Origin of the sequence: Streptomyces sp. NPDC014764 (assembly GCF_043082785.1) — a bacterium.
Lineage (GTDB): Bacteria > Actinomycetota > Actinomycetes > Streptomycetales > Streptomycetaceae > Streptomyces > Streptomyces althioticus.
Genome location: NZ_JBIBXY010000022.1, coordinates 16,131 through 34,642 on the forward strand (window position 1 = coordinate 16,131; position 18,512 = coordinate 34,642).

The following is an 18,512-nucleotide window of genomic DNA, read 5'->3' on the forward strand; positions in this document are numbered from 1 at the left end:
CTCACGCCTCCTTGAACGGGAAGCCGAGGTGACGGAGAAGGGCACGGCCCTCTTCGTCGTTGGTCGCCGTGGTCACCACGGTGATGTCCATACCCCGGACACGGTCGATCTTGTCCTGGTCGATCTCGTGGAACATGACCTGCTCCGTGAGACCGAAGGTGTAGTTGCCCCGGCCGTCGAACTGCTTGGGGGACAGACCACGGAAGTCGCGGATGCGCGGCAGCGCGAGCGACAGGGTGCGGTCCAGGAACTCCCACATGCGGTCGCCACGCAGGGTGACGTGGGCACCGATCGGCTGGCCCTCACGCAGCTTGAACTGCGCGATGGACTTGCGGGCCTTGGTGACGGCCGGCTTCTGACCGGTGATCGTGGTGAGGTCGCGGATGGCGCCCTCGATCAGCTTGGAGTCGCGGGCGGCGTCGCCCACACCCATGTTGACCACGATCTTGACGAGGCCGGGAACCTGCATGACGTTCTCGTAGGAGAACTGCTCGCGCAGCTTGCCCGCGATCTCCTCGCGGTACTTCGTCTTCAGACGCGGAGTGGTGGTGGTCGTCATCAGATGTCCTCACCCGTCCGCTTGGCAACGCGGATCTTGTTGCCCTCGTCGTCGAAGCGGTAACCGACGCGCGTGACGACCTTGTTGCCGTCCTTCTCCACGACCAGCTGGACGTTGGAGACGTGGATCGGGGCCTCGGTGGTCACGATGCCGCCGGCCTGCGAACCGCGAGCGGTCGGACCGGCCTTCGTGTGCTTCTTGACCCGGTTGACACCCTCGACCAGGACGCGGTCCTCGCGGGGGAAGGCCGCGATGACCTTGCCCTGCTTGCCCTTGTCCTTACCGGTGATGACCTGGACCAGGTCGCCCTTCTTGATCTTCATGCTCACAGCACCTCCGGCGCGAGGGAGATGATCTTCATGAACTTCTTCTCGCGCAGCTCACGGCCCACGGGGCCGAAGATACGGGTGCCGCGAGGGTCGCCGTCGTTCTTCAGAATGACGGCGGCGTTCTCGTCGAAGCGGATGTACGAGCCGTCCGGACGGCGGCGCTCCTTGACGGTGCGAACGATGACCGCCTTGACGACGTCACCCTTCTTCACGTTGCCACCGGGGATCGCGTCCTTGACGGTGGCGACGATGACGTCACCGATACCCGCGTAGCGGCGACCGGAGCCACCGAGCACACGGATGCAGAGGATTTCCTTCGCACCCGTGTTGTCGGCGACACGCAGTCGCGACTCCTGCTGGATCACGTCTATCTCCTGAATGTCTGCCGGTTCCCCGGGAGCCGCTCAGCGGAGCGGCTCCCGGAGCCTGGCGGAACTGTCCTGCGAGGAATGCCCCGCAGGAACGTACTGTTTGGAATTCCCTTGCGGGAATTACCTACTTGGCCTTCTCGAGGATCTCGACGACGCGCCAGCGCTTCGTGGCGGACAGCGGCCGGGTCTCCATGAGGAGGACGCGGTCGCCGACACCGGCGGCGTTCTGCTCGTCGTGCGCCTTGAGCTTGTTGGTACGGCGGATGACCTTGCCGTACAGCGCGTGCTTCACGCGGTCCTCGACGGCGACGACGACGGTCTTGTCCATCTTGTCGCTGACGACCAGACCCTCACGGGTCTTACGGAAACCGCGGGCGGCCTTCGTCTCTTCAGTCACGTTGTTCTCGCTCATGCGCTCTCCACCGTCTCGATGCCCAGCTCGCGCTCACGCATCAGGGTGTAGATCCGCGCGATGTCCTTGCGGACGGCCTTGAGCCGACCGTGGTTCTCGAGCTGACCCGTGGCCGCCTGGAAGCGGAGGTTGAACAGCTCTTCCTTGGCCTCGCGGAGCTTCGCCAGAAGCTCCTCGTTGCCCAGCTCGCGCAGCTCTGACGCCTTGGTACCGGCCGACATCACGCTTCACCTGCCTCGCGCTTGACGATCTTGCACTTCATCGGCAGCTTGTGAGCCGCACGGGTCAGGGCCTCGCGCGCGATCTTCTCGTTGGGGTACGACAGCTCGAACATGACGCGTCCGGGCTTGACGTTGGCCACCCACCACTCCGGGGAGCCCTTACCGGAACCCATGCGGGTCTCGGCCGGCTTCTTGGTGAGGGGGCGGTCCGGGTAGATGTTGATCCAGACCTTGCCGCCACGCTTGATGTGGCGGGTCATGGCGATACGAGCCGCTTCGATCTGGCGGTTCGTCACGTACGCCGGGGTGAGCGCCTGGATGCCGTACTCGCCGAACGCAACCTGCGTGCCACCCTTCGACATGCCGTTGCGCTTCGGGTGGTGCTGCTTGCGGTGCTTGACCCTACGGGGGATCAGCATGGTGGTCAGGCCTCCGTTCCGGTGCTCTCAGCCGGAGCGGCCGCCGGAGCCTCGGCCTTGGGGGCCTCGGCAGCGGGAGCCTGCTGCGGCTTGCGACCGCGACCGCCACGCTCGCCACCGCGGCCACCACGGGCCGGGCGGTCGGCACCGCCACGGGCCGGGCGGTTGCCGGCGCGGGCAGCGGCGTTCTCGGCGCGGACCTCGGCGATGTTCTTGACGTCGCCCTTGTAGATCCAGACCTTCACGCCGATGCGGCCGAAGGTCGTCTTGGCCTCGAAGAAGCCGTAGTCCACGTTCGCGCGGAGGGTGTGCAGGGGCACACGGCCCTCGCGGTAGAACTCCGAGCGGGACATCTCGGCGCCGCCGAGGCGGCCACCGCACTGGATCTTGATGCCCTTGGCGCCCGCCTTCATGGCCGACTGCATGCTCTTACGCATGGCGCGGCGGAAGGAGACGCGGGAGGAGAGCTGCTCGGCGACGGCCTGGGCGACCAGCTGGGCATCGGTCTCGGGGTTCTTGACCTCGAGGATGTTCAGCTGGACCTGCTTGCCGGTGAGCTTCTCGAGGTCGCCGCGGATGCGGTCGGCCTCGGCGCCACGGCGGCCGATCACGATGCCCGGACGCGCGGTGTGGATGTCCACACGCACACGGTCACGGGTGCGCTCGATCTCGACCTTGGAGATGCCGGCGCGCTCCATGCCGGACGTCATCATCCGACGGATGGCGACGTCTTCCTTGACGTAGTCCTTGTACAGCTTGTCGGCGTACCAACGCGACTTGAAGTCGGTCGTGACACCGAGCCGGAACCCATGCGGGTTAACCTTCTGGCCCATTACCGGGTTCCTTCCTTGCTGCTGACGACCACGGTGATGTGGCTGGTCCGCTTGCGGATCCGGTAGGCGCGGCCCTGGGCGCGCGGACGGAACCGCTTCAGGGTCGGGCCCTCGTCGACGTAGGCCTCGGAAATGAAGAGGCTGTCGACATCGGTGTGGTCGTAGTTGTGCGCGGCGTTGGCAATGGCGCTGTCCAGCACCTTGCCCACCGGCACGCTCGCGGCCTGCGGGGCGAAACGCAGGACCGCCTGAGCCTCCGTGGCATCCATGCCACGGATGAGGTCCACCACGCGGCGGGCCTTCATGGGCGTGACGCGGATGTACCGCGCCTGGGCCCTGGCTTCCATGGTTGTCCCTTCAGTGTCTGTCATGGTCGATTGCACCCCGCCGACTAGCGGCGCTTCGACTTCCGGTCGTCCTTGACGTGGCCCCGGAAGGTGCGGGTCGGCGAGAACTCGCCGAGCTTGTGGCCGACCATCGACTCGGTGACAAACACCGGGATGTGGGTCTTGCCGTTGTGCACCGCGATCGTGTGGCCCAGCATCGCCGGGACGATCATCGAGCGACGGGACCAGGTCTTGATGACGTTCTTGGTACCGGCTTCGTTCTGCGAGTCCACCTTCTTGATCAGGTGGTCGTCGACGAAGGGTCCCTTCTTCAAGCTACGAGGCATCTCAACCCGTCCTTAGCGCTTCTTGTTCGTCTTGCGGCGGCGGACGATGTACTTGTTCGACGCCTTCTTGGGCGAACGAGTACGGCCTTCCTTCTTGCCCCAGGGGGACACGGGGTGACGGCCACCGGAGGTCCGGCCCTCACCACCACCGTGCGGGTGGTCCACCGGGTTCATGACGACACCGCGGACGGTCGGGCGGACGCCCAGCCACCGCTTGCGGCCCGCCTTGCCCCAGTTGATGTTGCTCTGCTCGGCGTTGCCGACCTCGCCGACCGTGGCGCGGCAGCGCTGGTCGACCAGGCGGATCTCGCCGGAGGGCATGCGGAGGTGGGCCATGGTGCCCTCCTTCGCGAGCAGCTGCACCGAGGCGCCGGCGGAGCGGGCGAACTTGGCGCCGCCGCCGGGACGCAGCTCGATGGCGTGCAGCGTCGTACCCACGGGGATGTTGCGCAGGGCAAGGTTGTTGCCCGGCTTGATGTCGGCCCCGGGACCGTTCTCGACGCGGTCGCCCTGGTTCAGGCCACGCGGCGCGAGGATGTAGCGCTTCTCGCCGTCCGCGTAGTGCAGGAGCGCGATGCGCGCGGTGCGGTTGGGGTCGTACTCGATGTGCGCGACCTTCGCCGGCACGCCGTCCTTGTCGTGACGACGGAAGTCGATCACGCGGTAGGCGCGCTTGTGGCCACCGCCCTGGTGGCGGACGGTCACACGACCGGAATTGTTACGGCCGCCCTTGCTGTGCAGGGGACGGACCAGCGACTTCTCCGGCGTGGACCGCGTGACCTCGACGAAGTCGGCGACGCTGGAGCCACGACGGCCCGGAGTCGTCGGCTTGTACTTGCGGATACCCATTGTCTCTCAGTCCTCGGAAGCTATTCCGAAATCTGGACGATCCCGCCCGCTTACGCGGTCGGACCGCCGAAGATGTCGATACGGTCGCCCTCGGCGAGGGTCACGATCGCGCGCTTGGTGGCGGCACGCTGGCCGAACCCGGTGCGGGTGCGCTTGCGCTTGCCGACGCGGTTGATCGTGTTGACCCCGGTGACCTTGACCTCGAAGACCGCCTGGACGGCCTCCTTGATCTGGGTCTTGTTGGCACGCGGGTCGACGAGGAACGTGTACTTGTTCTCGTCGATGAGCGCGTAGCTCTTCTCGGACACGACCGGCTTGAGCAGGACGTCACGGGGGTCCGTGTACGCCTTGCTCGCCGGGGTGACGACGGTGTTCTTGCCTTCGGCCTCGTGGCGACGCGCCTTGGCGACGCGCGCAGCCTTGGCCGCCTTGGCGGCCTTCGAGGCGATCGAGGGGTGACGGGCAGCCATCAGACCTCGCTCCCTTCGTTGTCGTTGGCCTTGTTCGGGCCGGCGACGAAGGACTCGAAAGCGGCCTTGGTGAAGACCACGTCGTCCGAGACGAGAACGTCGTACGTGTTCAGCTGGCCCGGCTCCAGGATGTGGACCTGGGGCAGGTTGCGGGCGGACAGCCACGCGGCCTCGTCGGCGCGGTCGACGACCAGGAGCAGGTTCTTGCGCTCCGAGATCTTGCCGAACAGCGTCCTGGCGGCCTTCGTGGAGGGGTTCTCGCCCTCGACCACGCCGGTGACGACGTGGATGCGGTTGTGGCGCGCCCGGTCGGTGAGGGCGTGACGCAGAGCGGCAGCCTTCATCTTCTTGGGCGTGCGCTGCGAGTAGTCGCGCGGCACGGGACCGTGCACGACGCCACCACCGGCGAACTGCGGCGCGCGGGTCGAGCCCTGACGGGCGCGGCCGGTGCCCTTCTGGCGGTACGGCTTCCTGCCGCCACCACGGACCTCGCCACGGGACTTGGTCTTGTGCGTGCCCTGACGGGCAGCAGCCAGCTGCGCGACGACGACCTGGTGGATCAGCGGAACGCTGACCTTCTCGACGTCGAAGATCTCCGCGGGGAGCTCGACGGTACCGGCCTTGTCGCCCGCCGGCGAAAGGATGTCAACAGTGCTCATCGGTTACCTCAGGCCCCCTTGGCCGCGGTGCGGACCAGGACGAGGCCGCCGTTCGGACCGGGAACCGCGCCCTTGATGAGCAGCAGACCCTTCTCCGCGTCAACGGCGTGGACGGTCAGGTTCTGGGTGGTGACCCGCTCGTTGCCCATGCGACCCGCCATACGGAGGCCCTTGAACACACGGCCCGGGGTGGCGCAGCCGCCGATGGAACCGGGCGAGCGGTGCTTGCGCTGGGTGCCGTGACCGGCGCCGAGGCCCTTGAAGTTGTGACGCTTCATGACACCGGCGAAGCCCTTGCCCTTGCTCTTGCCGGTCACGTCGACCTTCACGCCGGACTCGAACACCTCAGCGGTGATCTCCTGGCCCAGCGTGTACTCGGAGGCGTCCGACGTGCGGATCTCGACGAGGTGACGACGGGGGGTGACGTCGGCCTTGGCGAAGTGACCCTTGAGGGGCTTGTTCACCTTGCGCGGGTCGATCTCGCCGAAGGCGATCTGGACGGACTCGTAGCCGTCGACGTCGTTCGTGCGGACCTGGGTGACGACATTGGGGCCGGCCTTGACGACGGTGACCGGGACGACGCGGTTGTTCGCGTCCCACACCTGCGTCATGCCGAGCTTCTCGCCCAGGATGCCCTTGATCTGCTTTGCCATCTCTTCAGATCACCGGCCTCAGAGCTTGATCTCGATGTCGACACCGGCCGGGAGGTCGAGTCGCATCAGAGAGTCAACGGTCTTGGGGGTCGGGTCGAGGATGTCGATCAGGCGCTTGTGCGTGCGCATCTCGAAGTGCTCGCGCGAGTCCTTGTACTTGTGCGGCGACTTGATGACGCAGTACACGTTCTTCTCAGTGGGCAGCGGCACCGGGCCCGCGACCGACGCACCAGTGCGAGTCACCGTCTCGACGATCTTCTTCGCCGAAGAGTCGATGACCTCGTGGTCGTAGGCCTTGAGCCGGATGCGGATCTTCTGTCCCGCCATGGCTACTTCGTAGTCCTGTCTCTCATTACGCTCTGGAACCCGGAGCGGCTTCCCCTCACCTCCGACCCACGCGGTCGGGCGTGTCGCACTCCCGCTGACACAGATGTCCCTTGTTCGAACATCCCTGCGGGATTGACACGGCCCTACCAGAACCGCGGACCGGGGGCGAAAGGCCCACCGGGCGCCTGGCCGGCGCCGCACCACACTTCCCGGAAGATTCCCGTACGTCCGCCCCTGATCAGGGGCGACGAGTACTGTGGGACTCGCTTCCGGTCCTCCCGGCGGGAGGCGCGCAGCATCAACACTCGACCGAGCAACTCGGCCAGTCTGCCACAGAGGGCGGCGGGCTGGCCAATCGGGCGGAAGAGAGTACCCCGACGGGGGTCGCGGTCAAACCCTGCGGGGGCGCGCCCCGGCTCCGGGCGGTCGGGGAGTGGCCTCCGGGCGGATCCGCGAGATGAGCCTGCACAGGGCTTCGTCGGGGGTGAGGGCCAGCAGGTGGACGTGGTCCATACCCGCGTAGACGGCGCCGTCCTCCGCCATGGCGAGGTACTGGTTGCCGCGGTCGCGGGTGCCGATGGGGTAGAGCTCGGTACCCGCCTGTTCGGCGAGGTCGTCGATGATCTCGGCGTCCCACATCGCCGTGAGCGGGTCGAGCGAGAACTCCATCCACGGCATCGAGTCCGCGGGGTCCCGGTGAGGGACGTCCAGGGCACCGAACTCGGCGAGGAAGCGGCGGGCGGCGTCGTGCAACTCGAACTCACCGGTGTGCAGGAGAATGCTCTCCCACGTGTCCGTGGCCACTTCCCGGCCCGGGAACCAGCCCGCCGCCCTCAGTACACGTCCCGTCTCCTCAGGCCAGCGCGACTCGGTGTCCGGACCGGCGTGCCCGGCACGGTAGTGCCGCCAGAAGGGGTGCTCCTGCGCCGCCTCATCAGGTGACCAGAGGCCGGACTGCGCCCGCTGTGTCTCCACCAAGCGGTCCAGCGCCTGATCGATGGTCGTCCCCATCGGTTCCGCGCTCTCCCGCACGAGGTGGAGCACACCGTCCTCGCTGATGCCGAGGAGGCTTGCTCCCCGGTCCGCGGTGCCGACCGGACACAACGACGTTTCCGCTTCCCGGCAGGCCTCGGCGAAGCGCTCCCCCTGCCACGCGGCCTGCAGGGGGTCGAACCGAACCGCCGACGCGGTGGTGATCGAGTCGGCCGGCCAGCCGTACGTGACAAGGCCGCCGAACTCGGCGAGGAAGGCCTCGGCGGCGCCATGGAGCACGAATGCCCCTCGCTCGCCCAGTACCGACTTCCAGGTCCCCGTGGGCACAGCACGGCCGGGCTGCCAGCCCGCACGGCGCAGCACGTCCCCGGTCTGCCGCGACCACCCGCGTGTCAGGTCGTCGTCCACTCATACCACCGCCCGAACTCCCAGTTGATCCAGCACATGAGCACAGGACGGGCACGGCGCCTTCGGTGTTCCGTGCACCGGATTGCCCTCCGCACGTACCTTCACGGCCGCCATCGTCCCGCAGGGACGAGTAACCGATCGCATCGACTTCCTCACCGCTCCGCGTCCTGAAGGACGGCTGCTGGGTCTTCGGCGAGGTGTACGCACTGCACGTCAGTGACCGCAGCCTCCACGAAGTACTCGTCCAGCACTGTCGGCTGCTCGGCCGCGACGATCCAGCGCCGGGGCCCGTCCTGCGCGCGGACGGGCGGCCCGGCCGGGTCGATCTCATGCTGTTCCGCGCCGCGGGGCACCGGAAGGGGGCACGCCATCACCTGGTCGTCGAACTGAAACGCCCCGGCGTCGTTCTCGGCATGGCGGACTTCAGCCAGATCAGCAGCTACGCGGAAGCGGTGATGTCCGACGATCGCTTCCGCGATCCGGCCGTGCCCTGGGATTGCTGGCTCGTCGGCAACGCCATGGACAACACTCTGCGACAGCTGGCCCACCAGACGGACCGCGTCCCCGGATGCGCGGTCTCCGCCCCGGCTTCCGGATCACGGTGTGACGGTCAGCCTCCGCGACCGTCGAGATCGTCCGGCACCTCCCGCCGCTCGACATCATCGAGGACGCCGGCTGATCCGACGCCGATGTGGAACACCCCACGCAAGGCTCCGGCCTCGCGTGGGGTGCGTGGTGCGTCGTGGAGTCAGCCACGGGACGCGTAGGCCACGAAGTCAGCCCACGCCCCGGGCGTGAGCGTGAGTCGCGGGCCGGATGCGTTCTTGGAGTCACGCACGTGGACGGTGGTGGGGGGCGCGTGCGGTTCTGGCGATCATTCGGGCCAGGGGACGCGGACCGGCTTGCGCTTCCACCACTCGCCGAGTTCCTCTTCCGGCCTCTCCATCGTCGGGCGTACCCACGGGCGGAGCGAAAGCTCCGGGTCCGGGACGGTGGCGGCTCTGAAGCGTGTGTCGAGCCGAGCAAGCAGTTGCCCCAGCGGGCCCTCGTTGGCCTCCTCGGGCAACGCACGCATCACCTGGTCCAGCGCGTCCCTGGAATCGAGGTCGTTGTCATAAGCGCTGATGGGGTAGAAGTCGTCGCCGTCCCAGCCGGGTTCCAGTCGGCGGATCAGACGCTCCCAGGACGCGAACCGGTCCGCCACCGAGTACGCGGGCACCGTCATCTTCTCCCTGATGTGCGGCGCGACTCGCGACCTCTCCACCTGCAGCCGTTCCGCGTCGCACCGGGCGATCGCTTCCAGAACGGACGGCGACAAAGCGTCCCACACGGACCTGCTCCACGGGGCGGCCCAGAACACGTCATGCGCCCGTCGCTCCCGGCCCCGCCGGGTCGGACCGGGTTCGGCTGCGCCTGTCAAACCGCTCACTCCTTCAACTGCTTCAAAAAGTACTCGTAGCCACCATCGGGCTGCATAAAGGTGCCGTTGTCGCCTTCACGGATCAGCATCGTCCCGGTGGCGTCGTCCCACCACGCGAAGCGGGGGATGCCGGACGGTGTGCTGCGCATACGTATACCCGGCGAACCGGTCATCAGGTCTTCCAGATGCTCCGCCACGTCCAGGTCGTCGACACCCGGGATGCCGCGCTTCTTGATGTCACCGTGAGCGGCGATCTTGTCTGCGATCATCGGCAGATTGCCGGCCTGGCTCGCGGCGTCCGGCTTGCCGATCTCGTAGAGGCCGAGCGGGTCCGCCGAAAGCAGCGGGTCGAGGAAGTAGAGGTAGGGGTTGGGCGACGGGCTCAGGCCGAGCGGGTCGGGTGTGAGGTATCGGGCCGTCTCGGGGTCGTAATAGCGGTGGAAGTTGTAGTGCAGGCCGCTCTCGTGGTCGTAGTACTGACCGGGGAACCGCAGTGGCGTGTACGCGCTGCTCCGGCGCGTCCAAGCGGTGACCCCCCACAAAGTGCTTCTCGCCTGCCAGGCCAGGCTGCCGTCCTCAGCGACCAACTCGGTGGGCGTACCCGCCAGGTCGGTGACGATGGCAAAGAACCGAGTGTCGATCTCCTCTTGGGACGCGGTGATGAGGCGTTCCGTCTGAGTGAGGGGACGCTCCCCGTCGTAGTCCCACGTCACCGCGACAGGGTGTGGGTACGCGGGGCCCGACGTCACCTGTTCGATGAGAGTGGTGCCGTCCCAGGTGAAGTCGGTCTGCTCCACCACAGTGGCGTCGTCCGCACCCAGCCGTTGCTTGGCGATGCGGCGGCCCATGGGGTCGTATTCGTAGCGCCAGAGAACACCATCGGGCGTACGGACGGAAACCAGTCGGTCCTCCGCGTCCCATGTGTACGTCCACGTCTCGGGCTTGCGGGAAAGGCGGGCGCGCTGCCGCCGCACCATTCGGCCCTGCTTGTCGTAGTGGTAGCGCGTGCGGCCGGCTCGGAGCACCCTCGTGCCCCCGTTCTCCCTCGGACCTGTGGCGAAATGACCAGGATGCCGACTCGGCCAGGCAGCAGTGGTTTGCCCTCCGTCGGTGCCGTACGTGTACGACTCGACCCATCCTTCTGCCCGGACAGCGGTCGTACGGCCGGACTCGTCGAGATCGAACGCCCGGTGCTCGCCGGACGGGCCGTCCATCCCGATCAGGTGCCCGTCGGCGCGGTAACGGTACGAGCGGTCAAGCACCACATGGCCCGAAGCTGTGCCGACGGTCTGCGTCGCCAGTCTTCCGGCGTCGTCATACGCGTGCGTCAGCAGCAGGGAGTCATCCACGCCGAGGGACAACAGTTGTCCTGCTGCGTCCCGGCCGCCAGTGAGGGCACGGCCCGCCGTGCGAGTCCAGGAACGGTCGCCCCTGGCGTCATGGCCCCATTCGCTGTTCGCCCCGCTAGGGGTGGTCCGGCTGAGTTGCCGACCGGCTTCGTCGTAGGTGAAGGTGCTGGTCCTGCCGTTCACCGTCTCCGCGGCCAGGCGTCCTTCCGGATCCCGGAGCAGCGTTACGGACGCGTCCGGTCCCTCGGCTTCGACCAGGCGGTCGTTGAGGTCGTAGCGGTACGTGCTGACCGCACCGTCCACGTCCTTGTCCACCATGCGCCCGAAGACGTCCCGGGTCATGCGGACGGATTGTCCCAGTGCGTTGATTCGCTCGACAACCCGGCCGGCCGCATCGTGGCGGTACGTCTGGGTGCGGCCGTCGAAGTCGGATTCCGCGACGAGGCGTCCGGCGGTGTCGTACTGGTAGACCCAGCGAAGTCCGTCGGGACGGCTCACTCCCACGAGTCGCAACGAGGGGTCATAGGAGAACTCGTGCCGGACACCGCCGGGTGAGATCCGCGCCGCCAGCAGGTTGAAGTGGGTGTACTCGAACCGCGTCACCTCTCCCAGGGGGTCTCTGTGGCTGATCCGGTTTCCTTCGGCGTCGTACGACCATTCCTCCACCGCCCCATCAGGGGCGGTCCGGCGCAGCAACTCGCCGTCCGCACTCCAGTCCATCCGCGTCACGCGGCCCAGCGGATCGGTGATCCGCGTGACGCGACCGAAGGCGTCATGGTCGCAGCGTGTGACACCGCCGGAAGGGTCGCAGACCCACTCCGCCCGTCCGGCGTCATCGCACCGCACGCGGGTCACGTGCCCGGTGGGGTCGGTCACTGACGCCAGGTGACCGGCCTCGTCGTAGGTGTAGCGGGTCGTGGCGCCCCCGGGCTTGACGATGGTCACGCAGTTACCCCGCGCGTCGTACTCGCGCCGTTGCACGTGCCCGTCCGGGCGAGTCACGGCGATCGGGTTGCCTTGGGCGTCGTATGCGATCCGGAACGTCGTGCCATCGGGTCTCACAACGCTCAGCAGCCGACCTAGACCGTCGTAGGTCCGATGCGCGGTATTGCCCAGTTCGTCGGTCCGTGATGTCAGGTGGTGATGCTCGTCCCAGGTGCTGCGGGTCAATCCACCCAATGGGTCGACTTCGGCAACGATCTGACAATTGTCGTTGACCACGTACGTGGTGACGGCACCTTCGGCCGTGGTGACGGTAGTGGTTCTCATCCCGGGCCAGGCGAGGTTGGTGCCGTCATAATCCAAAGTGAGGGTGAGGTGTCCGGCCTCTCCGCCCTCGGCCACACAACGGTCCATGGCGTCGTACGCATAGGAGTACCCGCGGCCATTGCGGTCGGTCCAGGACGTGATGCGGTACCTGTCGTCGTACGTCAGGCTCATCACGTGGCCGGTTGCGTTGGTGGTACTCGTGAGACAGCCGTCCGAGTACGCGTACCTGCGCAGAGTGACGTCCGCCCCGTCCTCGGCCGCTCCGACCAGGTGCAGTGCCGCGACGCGTCCTTCTTCGACGGTCACTCGGATGTGGTGGCCGCCGGAGTGCCGGATGGCGGACGGAGTTCCGTCGTCGGTGTAATCGAACTCGATCGCGTCGCCATTGCGGTCGGACACCCGTTCCAGCAGGGCGATTCCTTCACTCGGCGGGCTGAAACGACGGACTGCACCCGTCAGCGGATCGTCGATCGTGTATCCGCCGTCGTCGAGTCGCGTCAGTCCGCACCGGGGACCTGCCTCAGGCAGCACCGGGTGCCGCGAGGCGGTCGGGTGCGGATAGACGAGGAGCATGCCGTCCTCGGTGACGAACACGATGCCGTCGTCGTCGACTTCGAGACGCTGGTCGACGGTGGACGCCCACGATGGTCCGAACCACCAGCCGCAGCGGTAGTCGGAGGCAGCGCGGCGAGTGAAGAGCAGCGGCAGGCTACCGGGCAGAGTGACGTCGGTCTCAGGGAAGAACATCGTGCCGGTGGCCATGTCGATGGGGTCGCTGCCCTTGGACCGTACGACGGACTTGACGCGGTTATACGCCCCTTTTGCGCCGTCGGTGACCATGGCGCGGGCGTTCTTGCCCAGGCCGCGCAAGGCAAGGCCCATTCCCTTGAGGCCGCCCTTGATCCCCTTCATGGCTGCCATGCCGCCCTTGAGACCCTTGGCGAGGCCGCCGAGGGTCGTCAGGCCCTTCATGCCGGGTATGCAGTCCAGCGCCGCCAGTCCCACGTCCCATAGGGACGCTTGCCCCTTTGAATACTTGTAGAGCGTGTCGGCGAGCACGACGAGCGCTGCGATGAGGACGATCGCGCCGAGGATCGGCCCGCCGATGATCATTGCGACGATGCCGACGACCGCGACCACGATCTTGCAGGCGGCGACGATGTTGTCCCAGTTGTCGGTGAACCAGTCGCCGATCTCCTCCCACCACGACCGGTTCTGGATCCCCGCGTCGGACGCCTCGTCGATCTTCGACTTCGCGTCCCGCGCCGCCTCCTCGCGCATCTTCCGCGCGTCCGCGGCCATCTTCTTCGCCGCGTCCAGCGCGCTCTGCGCGGACGTGACGTCCGACTGCGCCTTCTCCTGCGCCGACTTCGCGCTCCGCACGTCCCGGGTCGCGGCCCGCACCTTCGCCTCGTCGGGCTTGTCCGCGTCCGACTTCGACCCCGTCGGGTCGTCCTTGTACTTGTCGGCCTCCTTCGTCGCCCGCCCCACCCACGACTCCGCCGACGCCAGCTTCGACTTCGCCGACGACAGATCCGCCTGCGCCTCACGCGCCTTCGCCAACGCCTTGTCCGCCAGCGCCTGCGCCCGCTCCAGCTTCGGCCAGTAGTCCGCGAGCGCGTCCCCGCACATCGCGTACGACTTCTCCAGCTTCCTCAGATTCTTCGGAACGCCGGAGAACTCTTCCTTGAACACCTTCGCCGACTTCCCCGCCCACTCCGCCAGCGTCCCCTCACCGGCCATCCCCTTCACCAGACGCAACGCCTCGGAGACGTCGTCGGCGAAGTCGTGCAGGAACCGCGCGAGCTTGCGCACCCGCTCCGGGTCCCCGGGCGTCGGATCCTTGTCCAGATCAAGGACATGCCAATCACTCGGCCGATGACCCGCCATCCCGCAACCCCCGTCACGCGCACATCGCCAACACCCGTATGCACACGCGAACTTACCGGGTACGGCCGTTCGACCGAAAGAGCGGTCCTCTACGGTCGGCGGGCGCCTTCGGGGGCCGCTGACCCTCTACCTGCCGCGCAACGCCCGCCAGACATCCCCCACCGCCCCCTCGGAGCGCAGCCACCAAGCCTCCAGCTTGTCCCGGACCGTCACGTACACCGCCCACCGCTTCAGCCACGGCGGCAGGTCGCGGAACGGTACGAAGGTCAGGGTGTCGTCGACGGCGTTCACCGCGATGCTGCTGCGGCCGGGACCCGCCGTGCGGAGTGCCTCGTACAGCTCCGGTGTCAGTACTCCGTTCAGCCGGGCCACCGTGCCCACCGCCGTGAAGGCGAAGCCGCGTTGGGCGGTGTCCGGGAGCTGCGTCGCGCGGACGAGACGCGGGGAGGCGTCCTCCAGCGGGCAGTTGAAGGCCAGCCCGATCGCCGCCGTGCCCAGGCACCGCTCACCGCGTTCGAATGCGGCGTCCCACTCCTCCGGGTTGTCGAGCCCCAGGAGACCCTCCCCAGTCGCCCAGTCCCACGACCGCGTCATGCCCACTCGGTCCACTCAGTCCGCGAACCGGAACGTCGACGTGATCGCGTCGAAGATGTCGAAGAACGACTCCGCGAGGTCCAGGACCTGGCTGCTGCCCGCGACCAGGGCGACCTTGCCCTCCTGCCCCGGCACCGGGACGAACGTCTGCATCAGGACCGCCCGTATCGTGCGGCCCAGTTCGTCGCCCGGGACCGGGACGTCCTCGATGCCGTACGTGCGGGCCGCCGGGCCGACGCCCGGGATGTCGACGGTGGTCACCTTGCGCCAGGAATCGCCCTCGCGCCTCGCTTCCTTGACCGCGAGCTGGGCGGTGACCGCCTCCGGGTCGGTGGGGAGCGGATCGCCCTTGCTGGTACGGCCGCCGACCAGGGACACCGTGACCGAGCCGGTGATCGGGGTGGCGCCGCCGAAGCTCTCCGCCATGCAGCCGCAGTACAGCGCACCCGACTTCCAGGCGTCCGCCGCGGCCTTGCGCAGGAAGGAGACGTACGTGTCCCGGTGCGGGGCCAGCTCAGGATGCGCGCGCAGCCGCTCGTTCACCATGCGGTGGATCGAGTCGTCCCGCGACTCCGGCCGCACGTCGAACTCCCACCAGGATTCCGGCACCTTGATCCGGAAACCGCCCCGCTCGACGGTCAGCGCTTCCATGTATCGGGCCATGACGCCGGCGTCCCCCTTCGCTCGAAAACGTGCCGACATCGTGCCATCGCGCCGTCGCCGCGTGGGGCGCGGGCCCGTCACTCGTCGAGGGTCACCGACGTCAGCCCTTCTTCGCGACCGTCAGCAGCACCGCCGCGTCCTCCAGCGCCTCCAGGCCGTGTCGGGCGTCCGGGATGACGAGGAGGTCGCCGGTGCGGCCCTCCCAGTCGGTCTCGCCGCTGGTGAGGCGGACGCGGCCGCGCAGGACGTGGAGGGTGGCCTCGCCGGGGCTGTCGTGCTCGGCGAGCTCCGTGCCGGCGGTCAGGGCGAGGAGGGTCTGGCGCAGGGTGTGCTCGTGGCCGCCGTAGACGGTGGTCGCGCTGCGGCCGCTGGAGGCGGTGGCGGCCTGCTCCAGGTGGGTGCGGACGAGGGCGTCGAGTGAGAGCTTCTCCATGCGTCCAGCGTCGCCGACCGCCTCGGGTCGCGGCCAGGGCCATGTGGGGTACCGCACCTTCCGCGATACTGGCGCCGTGCCGTCGACACCGCAGCCCGTCACGCCCGATCCGCCGGACGCGATCGCGCGTCCGCTGCTCACGCAGTCCTGGCTGGACCTGACGTTCGTGCACTGGGCGGTGGACCCGGCCGACGTGGCGGGGCTGCTGCCGCCGGGCGCCGTGCCCGACACGCTCGACGGCGTGACGTACGTCGGTCTCGTCGCGTTCCGGATGCACCGGGTGGGGTGGCTGCGGCTGCCGGGCGTGCCGTACCTGGGGAACTTCCCGGAGACCAACGTCCGCCTGTACTCCGTCGACGACCACGGCCGGCGCGGGGTGGTGTTCCTCTCCCTGGACGCCTCCCGGCTGATCCCGGTGCTGGCCGGCCGGCTCGGCTTCGGGATGCCGTACGTCTGGTCGCGGATGCGCGTACGTCACGACGACGACCGCACCGTCACGTACACCGCCTCCCGGCGCCTGCCGGGGCCGCGTGGCGCGGGTACGCGGCTCACCGTGCGACGGGGCGAGGCAATTGTCGAGCCGACCGAGCTGGAGCACTTCCTCACCGCCCGCTGGGGCATGCACGGCGTGTTCTTCGGGCGGCCGATGTACCTGCCGAACGCCCATCCGCGCTGGCCGCTGTACCGGGCCGAGCTGCTGGAGTGCGAGGAGGACCTGGTCGCCGCGGCGGGGTTGCCCGCGCCGGCCGGTGAACCGGTCAGCGTGCTGTACTCGCCGGGCGTCCCCGCCCGCTTCGGCCGCCCGGCCCGCCCGGCGGGCATCCCGACGCCCTGAACGCAAGCGGGGCCGAGGGCGCGATGCCCCCGGCCCCACGGCCGCACGACGTACGTGTCAGATGACGCCCTGCGCCAGCATCGCGTCCGCGACCCGCTCGAACCCGGCGATGTTCGCGCCCGCGACGTAGTCACCGGGGACGCCGTAGCGCTCGGCGGTCTCCGCGCAGGTGGTGTGGATGTCGGTCATGATCCTGGCCAGCTCGGCCTCGACGTGGTCGGCCTTCCACGACGTGCGTGACGCGTTCTGCGTCATCTCCAGCGCGCTGACCGCGACACCGCCTGCGTTGGCCGCCTTGCCGGGGCCGAAGGCGACACCGGCCTGCTGGAGCAGGTCGACGGCGTCGGGGGTGGTGGGCATGTTCGCGCCCTCGGAGACCGCCTTCACGCCGTTGCGGATCAGCACGGCGGCGTCGTCGGCGTTGAGCTCGTTCTGCGTGGCCGACGGGAGGGCGACGTCCGCGGGGACCTCCCAGACGCGCCCGCCGGGCACGAACCGCGCGGAGCCGCCGCGGCGCTCGGCGTACGTGCTCACGCGGCCGCGCTCGACCTCCTTGATCTGGCGCAGCAGCTCCAGGTCGATGCCCTTCTCGTCGACGACGTAGCCGCCGGAGTCGGAGCAGGTGACGGGGGTGGCTCCGAGGGCGGTGAGCTTCTGGATGGTGTAGATGGCGACGTTGCCGGAGCCGGAGACGACGGCGGTCTGCCCGTCCAGTTCCTCGCCGCGGGCGCGCAGCATGGCCTCGGCGAACAGCACGTTGCCGTAGCCGGTCGCCTCCGGGCGGATCAGCGAGCCGCCCCAGCCGGCGGCCTTGCCGGTGAGGACGCCGCCCTCCCAGCGGTTGGTGATGCGCCGGTACTGGCCGAAGAGGTAGCCGATCTCGCGGGCGCCGACGCCGATGTCACCGGCGGGGATGTCCGTGTACTCGCCGATGTGCCGGTACAGCTCCGTCATGAACGACTGGCAGAAGCGCATGACCTCGGCGTCGCTGCGGCCCTGCGGGTCGAAGTCGCTGCCGCCCTTGCCGCCGCCGATGTTGAGCCCGGTGAGGGCGTTCTTGAAGATCTGCTCGAAGCCGAGGAACTTGATGATGCCGAGGTTCACCGAGGGGTGGAAGCGCAGGCCGCCCTTGTACGGGCCGAGGGCGCTGTTGAACTCGATGCGGAAGCCCCGGTTGACGTGGACGCGGCCGTTGTCGTCCGTCCACGGCACCCGGAAGATGATCTGCCGCTCGGGCTCGATCAGCCGCTCCACGAGGCCGGGGTCGGCGTACTCCGGCCGCGCGGTGAGTACGGGGGCGAGCGTCTCCAGCACCTCACGCGCGGCCTGGTGGAACTCCGGCTCGGCCGGGTTGCGGCGCTCGATCTCGACGCGGATCTGGTCGAGCGACATCTTGGGGTCGGGGCGTGAGGTCACGGGGGTCACGGGGTCCCTTTCTGGGCACGGCGGGCAACCGGTCCGTGTGCGCATGGACGCCGGGGCACCATGCGCGGGGAACCGGAGTGGAGCGCTCGGCGCCGTTGCCGCGCGCGGGACGCCGGACGCCTCGTGCGTATGCCACTTTCGTATACGACAGGCCGCCCGACCTTCCCAGTGTTACTCCAGTGTTTCGCGGATACCAAGGGGCGGGCCCGAATGTCCGCTATCTGGACTCCGCGTACGGAGTGTGGACGCGCGTCAGTGGTCCGCGGCGGCGTGCGTGACGAAGCGGGTCCACGCGGCGGCGCGAGCGCGCGGCGGGGCCGGCGGAATCCTGAAAGTCACTGACGCGGACGAGGCGGAGGGCTACGGCAACCTCGACACGTAAGTCGCCGACGGGGCCGCTGCTGCAACTGCTCTTGAACCACTTCTGCTCGGAGATTGTCTCCGGTGAATGCCTCGCG

General features: G+C 68.4%; 24 protein-coding genes and 1 pseudogene. 1 reads left to right on the forward strand and 24 read right to left on the reverse strand.

The genetic code is table 11. The features are described from left to right. Nucleotide 1: 1 nt before the first annotated feature. The 23 genes and pseudogenes from rplE to ACF1AG_RS31215 form a co-directional block, all read right to left on the reverse strand. Nucleotides 2-559: a 50S ribosomal protein L5 gene (rplE, locus tag ACF1AG_RS31105; protein WP_006130773.1), complete on the reverse strand. Its 558-nt coding sequence runs from the start codon at nucleotides 557-559 to the stop codon at nucleotides 2-4. Further along, on the reverse strand, nucleotides 559-882 hold the full coding sequence (gene rplX, locus ACF1AG_RS31110) for a 50S ribosomal protein L24 (RefSeq protein WP_003992365.1): 324 nt from the start codon (nucleotides 880-882) through the stop codon (nucleotides 559-561). The genes rplE and rplX overlap by 1 nt, the downstream gene beginning before the upstream one ends. A 2-nt stretch (nucleotides 883-884) precedes the next feature. Next, entirely contained in the window at nucleotides 885-1,253 is a 369-nt protein-coding gene (rplN, locus tag ACF1AG_RS31115) for a 50S ribosomal protein L14 (protein ID WP_003998823.1), read from the reverse strand. A 130-nt stretch (nucleotides 1,254-1,383) separates the two neighbouring features. Then, nucleotides 1,384-1,671: a 30S ribosomal protein S17 gene (rpsQ, locus tag ACF1AG_RS31120; RefSeq protein WP_019526950.1), complete on the reverse strand. Its 288-nt coding sequence runs from the start codon at nucleotides 1,669-1,671 to the stop codon at nucleotides 1,384-1,386. Further along, nucleotides 1,668-1,892 (reverse strand): 50S ribosomal protein L29, encoded by a 225-nt coding sequence (rpmC, locus tag ACF1AG_RS31125; RefSeq protein WP_003974259.1) that lies wholly within the window; start codon nucleotides 1,890-1,892, stop codon nucleotides 1,668-1,670. Before rpmC ends, rpsQ begins: the two co-directional genes overlap by 4 nt. Next, a complete protein-coding gene (gene rplP / locus ACF1AG_RS31130) occupies nucleotides 1,892-2,311 on the reverse strand; it encodes a 50S ribosomal protein L16 (RefSeq protein ID WP_004984526.1) in 420 nt (139 codons plus the stop codon). The genes rpmC and rplP overlap by 1 nt, the downstream gene beginning before the upstream one ends. Nucleotides 2,312-2,316: 5 nt before the next feature. After that, nucleotides 2,317-3,144, reverse strand: a complete 828-nt coding sequence (gene rpsC / locus ACF1AG_RS31135) for a 30S ribosomal protein S3 (protein ID WP_004927271.1) — start codon at nucleotides 3,142-3,144, stop codon at nucleotides 2,317-2,319. Then, nucleotides 3,144-3,491: a 50S ribosomal protein L22 gene (gene rplV / locus ACF1AG_RS31140; protein WP_006130776.1), complete on the reverse strand. Its 348-nt coding sequence runs from the start codon at nucleotides 3,489-3,491 to the stop codon at nucleotides 3,144-3,146. The genes rpsC and rplV overlap by 1 nt, the downstream gene beginning before the upstream one ends. A 44-nt stretch (nucleotides 3,492-3,535) precedes the next feature. After that, nucleotides 3,536-3,817: a 30S ribosomal protein S19 gene (rpsS, locus tag ACF1AG_RS31145; RefSeq protein WP_031076666.1), complete on the reverse strand. Its 282-nt coding sequence runs from the start codon at nucleotides 3,815-3,817 to the stop codon at nucleotides 3,536-3,538. Nucleotides 3,818-3,829: 12 nt separating this feature from the next. Next, on the reverse strand, nucleotides 3,830-4,666 hold the full coding sequence (gene rplB / locus ACF1AG_RS31150) for a 50S ribosomal protein L2 (protein ID WP_033272458.1): 837 nt from the start codon (nucleotides 4,664-4,666) through the stop codon (nucleotides 3,830-3,832). A gap of 50 nt (nucleotides 4,667-4,716) precedes the next feature. Next, nucleotides 4,717-5,136: a 50S ribosomal protein L23 gene (gene rplW, locus ACF1AG_RS31155; RefSeq protein WP_006130779.1), complete on the reverse strand. Its 420-nt coding sequence runs from the start codon at nucleotides 5,134-5,136 to the stop codon at nucleotides 4,717-4,719. Beyond that, nucleotides 5,136-5,795 (reverse strand): 50S ribosomal protein L4, encoded by a 660-nt coding sequence (gene rplD / locus ACF1AG_RS31160; RefSeq protein WP_359599677.1) that lies wholly within the window; start codon nucleotides 5,793-5,795, stop codon nucleotides 5,136-5,138. Before rplD ends, rplW begins: the two co-directional genes overlap by 1 nt. A gap of 8 nt (nucleotides 5,796-5,803) precedes the next feature. After that, complete coding sequence (rplC, locus tag ACF1AG_RS31165; protein WP_093767507.1) at nucleotides 5,804-6,448, reverse strand: 50S ribosomal protein L3; 645 nt, start codon at nucleotides 6,446-6,448, stop codon at nucleotides 5,804-5,806. A gap of 18 nt (nucleotides 6,449-6,466) precedes the next feature. After that, entirely contained in the window at nucleotides 6,467-6,775 is a 309-nt protein-coding gene (gene rpsJ / locus ACF1AG_RS31170) for a 30S ribosomal protein S10 (protein WP_003948644.1), read from the reverse strand. A 390-nt stretch (nucleotides 6,776-7,165) separates the two neighbouring features. Next, a complete protein-coding gene (locus ACF1AG_RS31175) occupies nucleotides 7,166-8,176 on the reverse strand; it encodes an SUKH-3 domain-containing protein (RefSeq protein WP_391810755.1) in 1,011 nt (336 codons plus the stop codon). Then, entirely contained in the window at nucleotides 8,177-8,320 is a 144-nt protein-coding gene (locus ACF1AG_RS31180; RefSeq protein WP_359599740.1) for a YwqJ-related putative deaminase, read from the reverse strand. 8 nt (nucleotides 8,321-8,328) lie between these two features. Next, a complete protein-coding gene (locus ACF1AG_RS31185; protein WP_391810756.1) occupies nucleotides 8,329-8,724 on the reverse strand; it encodes a hypothetical protein in 396 nt (131 codons plus the stop codon). 200 nt (nucleotides 8,725-8,924) lie between these two features. Next, nucleotides 8,925-9,029, reverse strand: a pseudogene (locus ACF1AG_RS31190) (DUF397 domain-containing protein); the annotation flags it as partial. 21 nt (nucleotides 9,030-9,050) lie between these two features. Beyond that, nucleotides 9,051-9,506 (reverse strand): hypothetical protein, encoded by a 456-nt coding sequence (locus ACF1AG_RS31195; protein WP_345576415.1) that lies wholly within the window; start codon nucleotides 9,504-9,506, stop codon nucleotides 9,051-9,053. 95 nt (nucleotides 9,507-9,601) lie between these two features. Continuing rightward, complete coding sequence (locus tag ACF1AG_RS31200; RefSeq protein WP_391810757.1) at nucleotides 9,602-14,029, reverse strand: DUF6531 domain-containing protein; 4,428 nt, start codon at nucleotides 14,027-14,029, stop codon at nucleotides 9,602-9,604. A 201-nt stretch (nucleotides 14,030-14,230) separates the two neighbouring features. After that, a complete protein-coding gene (locus ACF1AG_RS31205; RefSeq protein ID WP_391810758.1) occupies nucleotides 14,231-14,698 on the reverse strand; it encodes a hypothetical protein in 468 nt (155 codons plus the stop codon). A gap of 15 nt (nucleotides 14,699-14,713) precedes the next feature. Beyond that, nucleotides 14,714-15,361: a hypothetical protein gene (locus ACF1AG_RS31210; RefSeq protein ID WP_359599686.1), complete on the reverse strand. Its 648-nt coding sequence runs from the start codon at nucleotides 15,359-15,361 to the stop codon at nucleotides 14,714-14,716. A gap of 100 nt (nucleotides 15,362-15,461) precedes the next feature. Next, a complete protein-coding gene (locus ACF1AG_RS31215) occupies nucleotides 15,462-15,794 on the reverse strand; it encodes a cupin domain-containing protein (protein ID WP_359599688.1) in 333 nt (110 codons plus the stop codon). Between the two features lie 76 nt (nucleotides 15,795-15,870). On the opposite strand from ACF1AG_RS31215, the gene ACF1AG_RS31220 reads away from it, so the two are divergent. Then, nucleotides 15,871-16,629, forward strand: a complete 759-nt coding sequence (locus ACF1AG_RS31220; RefSeq protein WP_359599689.1) for a DUF2071 domain-containing protein — start codon at nucleotides 15,871-15,873, stop codon at nucleotides 16,627-16,629. A gap of 57 nt (nucleotides 16,630-16,686) precedes the next feature. On the opposite strand, the gene gdhA is transcribed toward ACF1AG_RS31220, so the two are convergent. Continuing rightward, complete coding sequence (gdhA, locus tag ACF1AG_RS31225; RefSeq protein ID WP_387795072.1) at nucleotides 16,687-18,021, reverse strand: NADP-specific glutamate dehydrogenase; 1,335 nt, start codon at nucleotides 18,019-18,021, stop codon at nucleotides 16,687-16,689. Nucleotides 18,022-18,512 lie beyond the last annotated feature (491 nt).

Coding starts and splice junctions, on each gene's coding strand:
- ACF1AG_RS31180 (WP_359599740.1), bottom strand. CDS start 8,320: ATGCGATCGGTTACTCGTCCCTGCGGGACGATGGCGGCCGTGAAGGTA.
- rplE (WP_006130773.1), bottom strand. CDS start 559: ATGACGACCACCACCACTCCGCGTCTGAAGACGAAGTACCGCGAGGAG.
- gdhA (WP_387795072.1), bottom strand. CDS start 18,021: ATGTCGCTCGACCAGATCCGCGTCGAGATCGAGCGCCGCAACCCGGCC.
- ACF1AG_RS31205 (WP_391810758.1), bottom strand. CDS start 14,698: ATGACGCGGTCGTGGGACTGGGCGACTGGGGAGGGTCTCCTGGGGCTC.
- rplX (WP_003992365.1), bottom strand. CDS start 882: ATGAAGATCAAGAAGGGCGACCTGGTCCAGGTCATCACCGGTAAGGAC.
- rpsS (WP_031076666.1), bottom strand. CDS start 3,817: ATGCCTCGTAGCTTGAAGAAGGGACCCTTCGTCGACGACCACCTGATC.
- rpmC (WP_003974259.1), bottom strand. CDS start 1,892: ATGTCGGCCGGTACCAAGGCGTCAGAGCTGCGCGAGCTGGGCAACGAG.
- rplD (WP_359599677.1), bottom strand. CDS start 5,795: ATGAGCACTGTTGACATCCTTTCGCCGGCGGGCGACAAGGCCGGTACC.
- ACF1AG_RS31210 (WP_359599686.1), bottom strand. CDS start 15,361: ATGGCCCGATACATGGAAGCGCTGACCGTCGAGCGGGGCGGTTTCCGG.
- rpsQ (WP_019526950.1), bottom strand. CDS start 1,671: ATGAGCGAGAACAACGTGACTGAAGAGACGAAGGCCGCCCGCGGTTTC.
- ACF1AG_RS31215 (WP_359599688.1), bottom strand. CDS start 15,794: ATGGAGAAGCTCTCACTCGACGCCCTCGTCCGCACCCACCTGGAGCAG.
- rplV (WP_006130776.1), bottom strand. CDS start 3,491: ATGGAAGCCAGGGCCCAGGCGCGGTACATCCGCGTCACGCCCATGAAG.
- rplW (WP_006130779.1), bottom strand. CDS start 5,136: ATGGCTGCCCGTCACCCCTCGATCGCCTCGAAGGCCGCCAAGGCGGCC.
- rpsJ (WP_003948644.1), bottom strand. CDS start 6,775: ATGGCGGGACAGAAGATCCGCATCCGGCTCAAGGCCTACGACCACGAG.
- rpsC (WP_004927271.1), bottom strand. CDS start 3,144: ATGGGCCAGAAGGTTAACCCGCATGGGTTCCGGCTCGGTGTCACGACC.
- rplC (WP_093767507.1), bottom strand. CDS start 6,448: ATGGCAAAGCAGATCAAGGGCATCCTGGGCGAGAAGCTCGGCATGACG.
- rplB (WP_033272458.1), bottom strand. CDS start 4,666: ATGGGTATCCGCAAGTACAAGCCGACGACTCCGGGCCGTCGTGGCTCC.
- rplP (WP_004984526.1), bottom strand. CDS start 2,311: ATGCTGATCCCCCGTAGGGTCAAGCACCGCAAGCAGCACCACCCGAAG.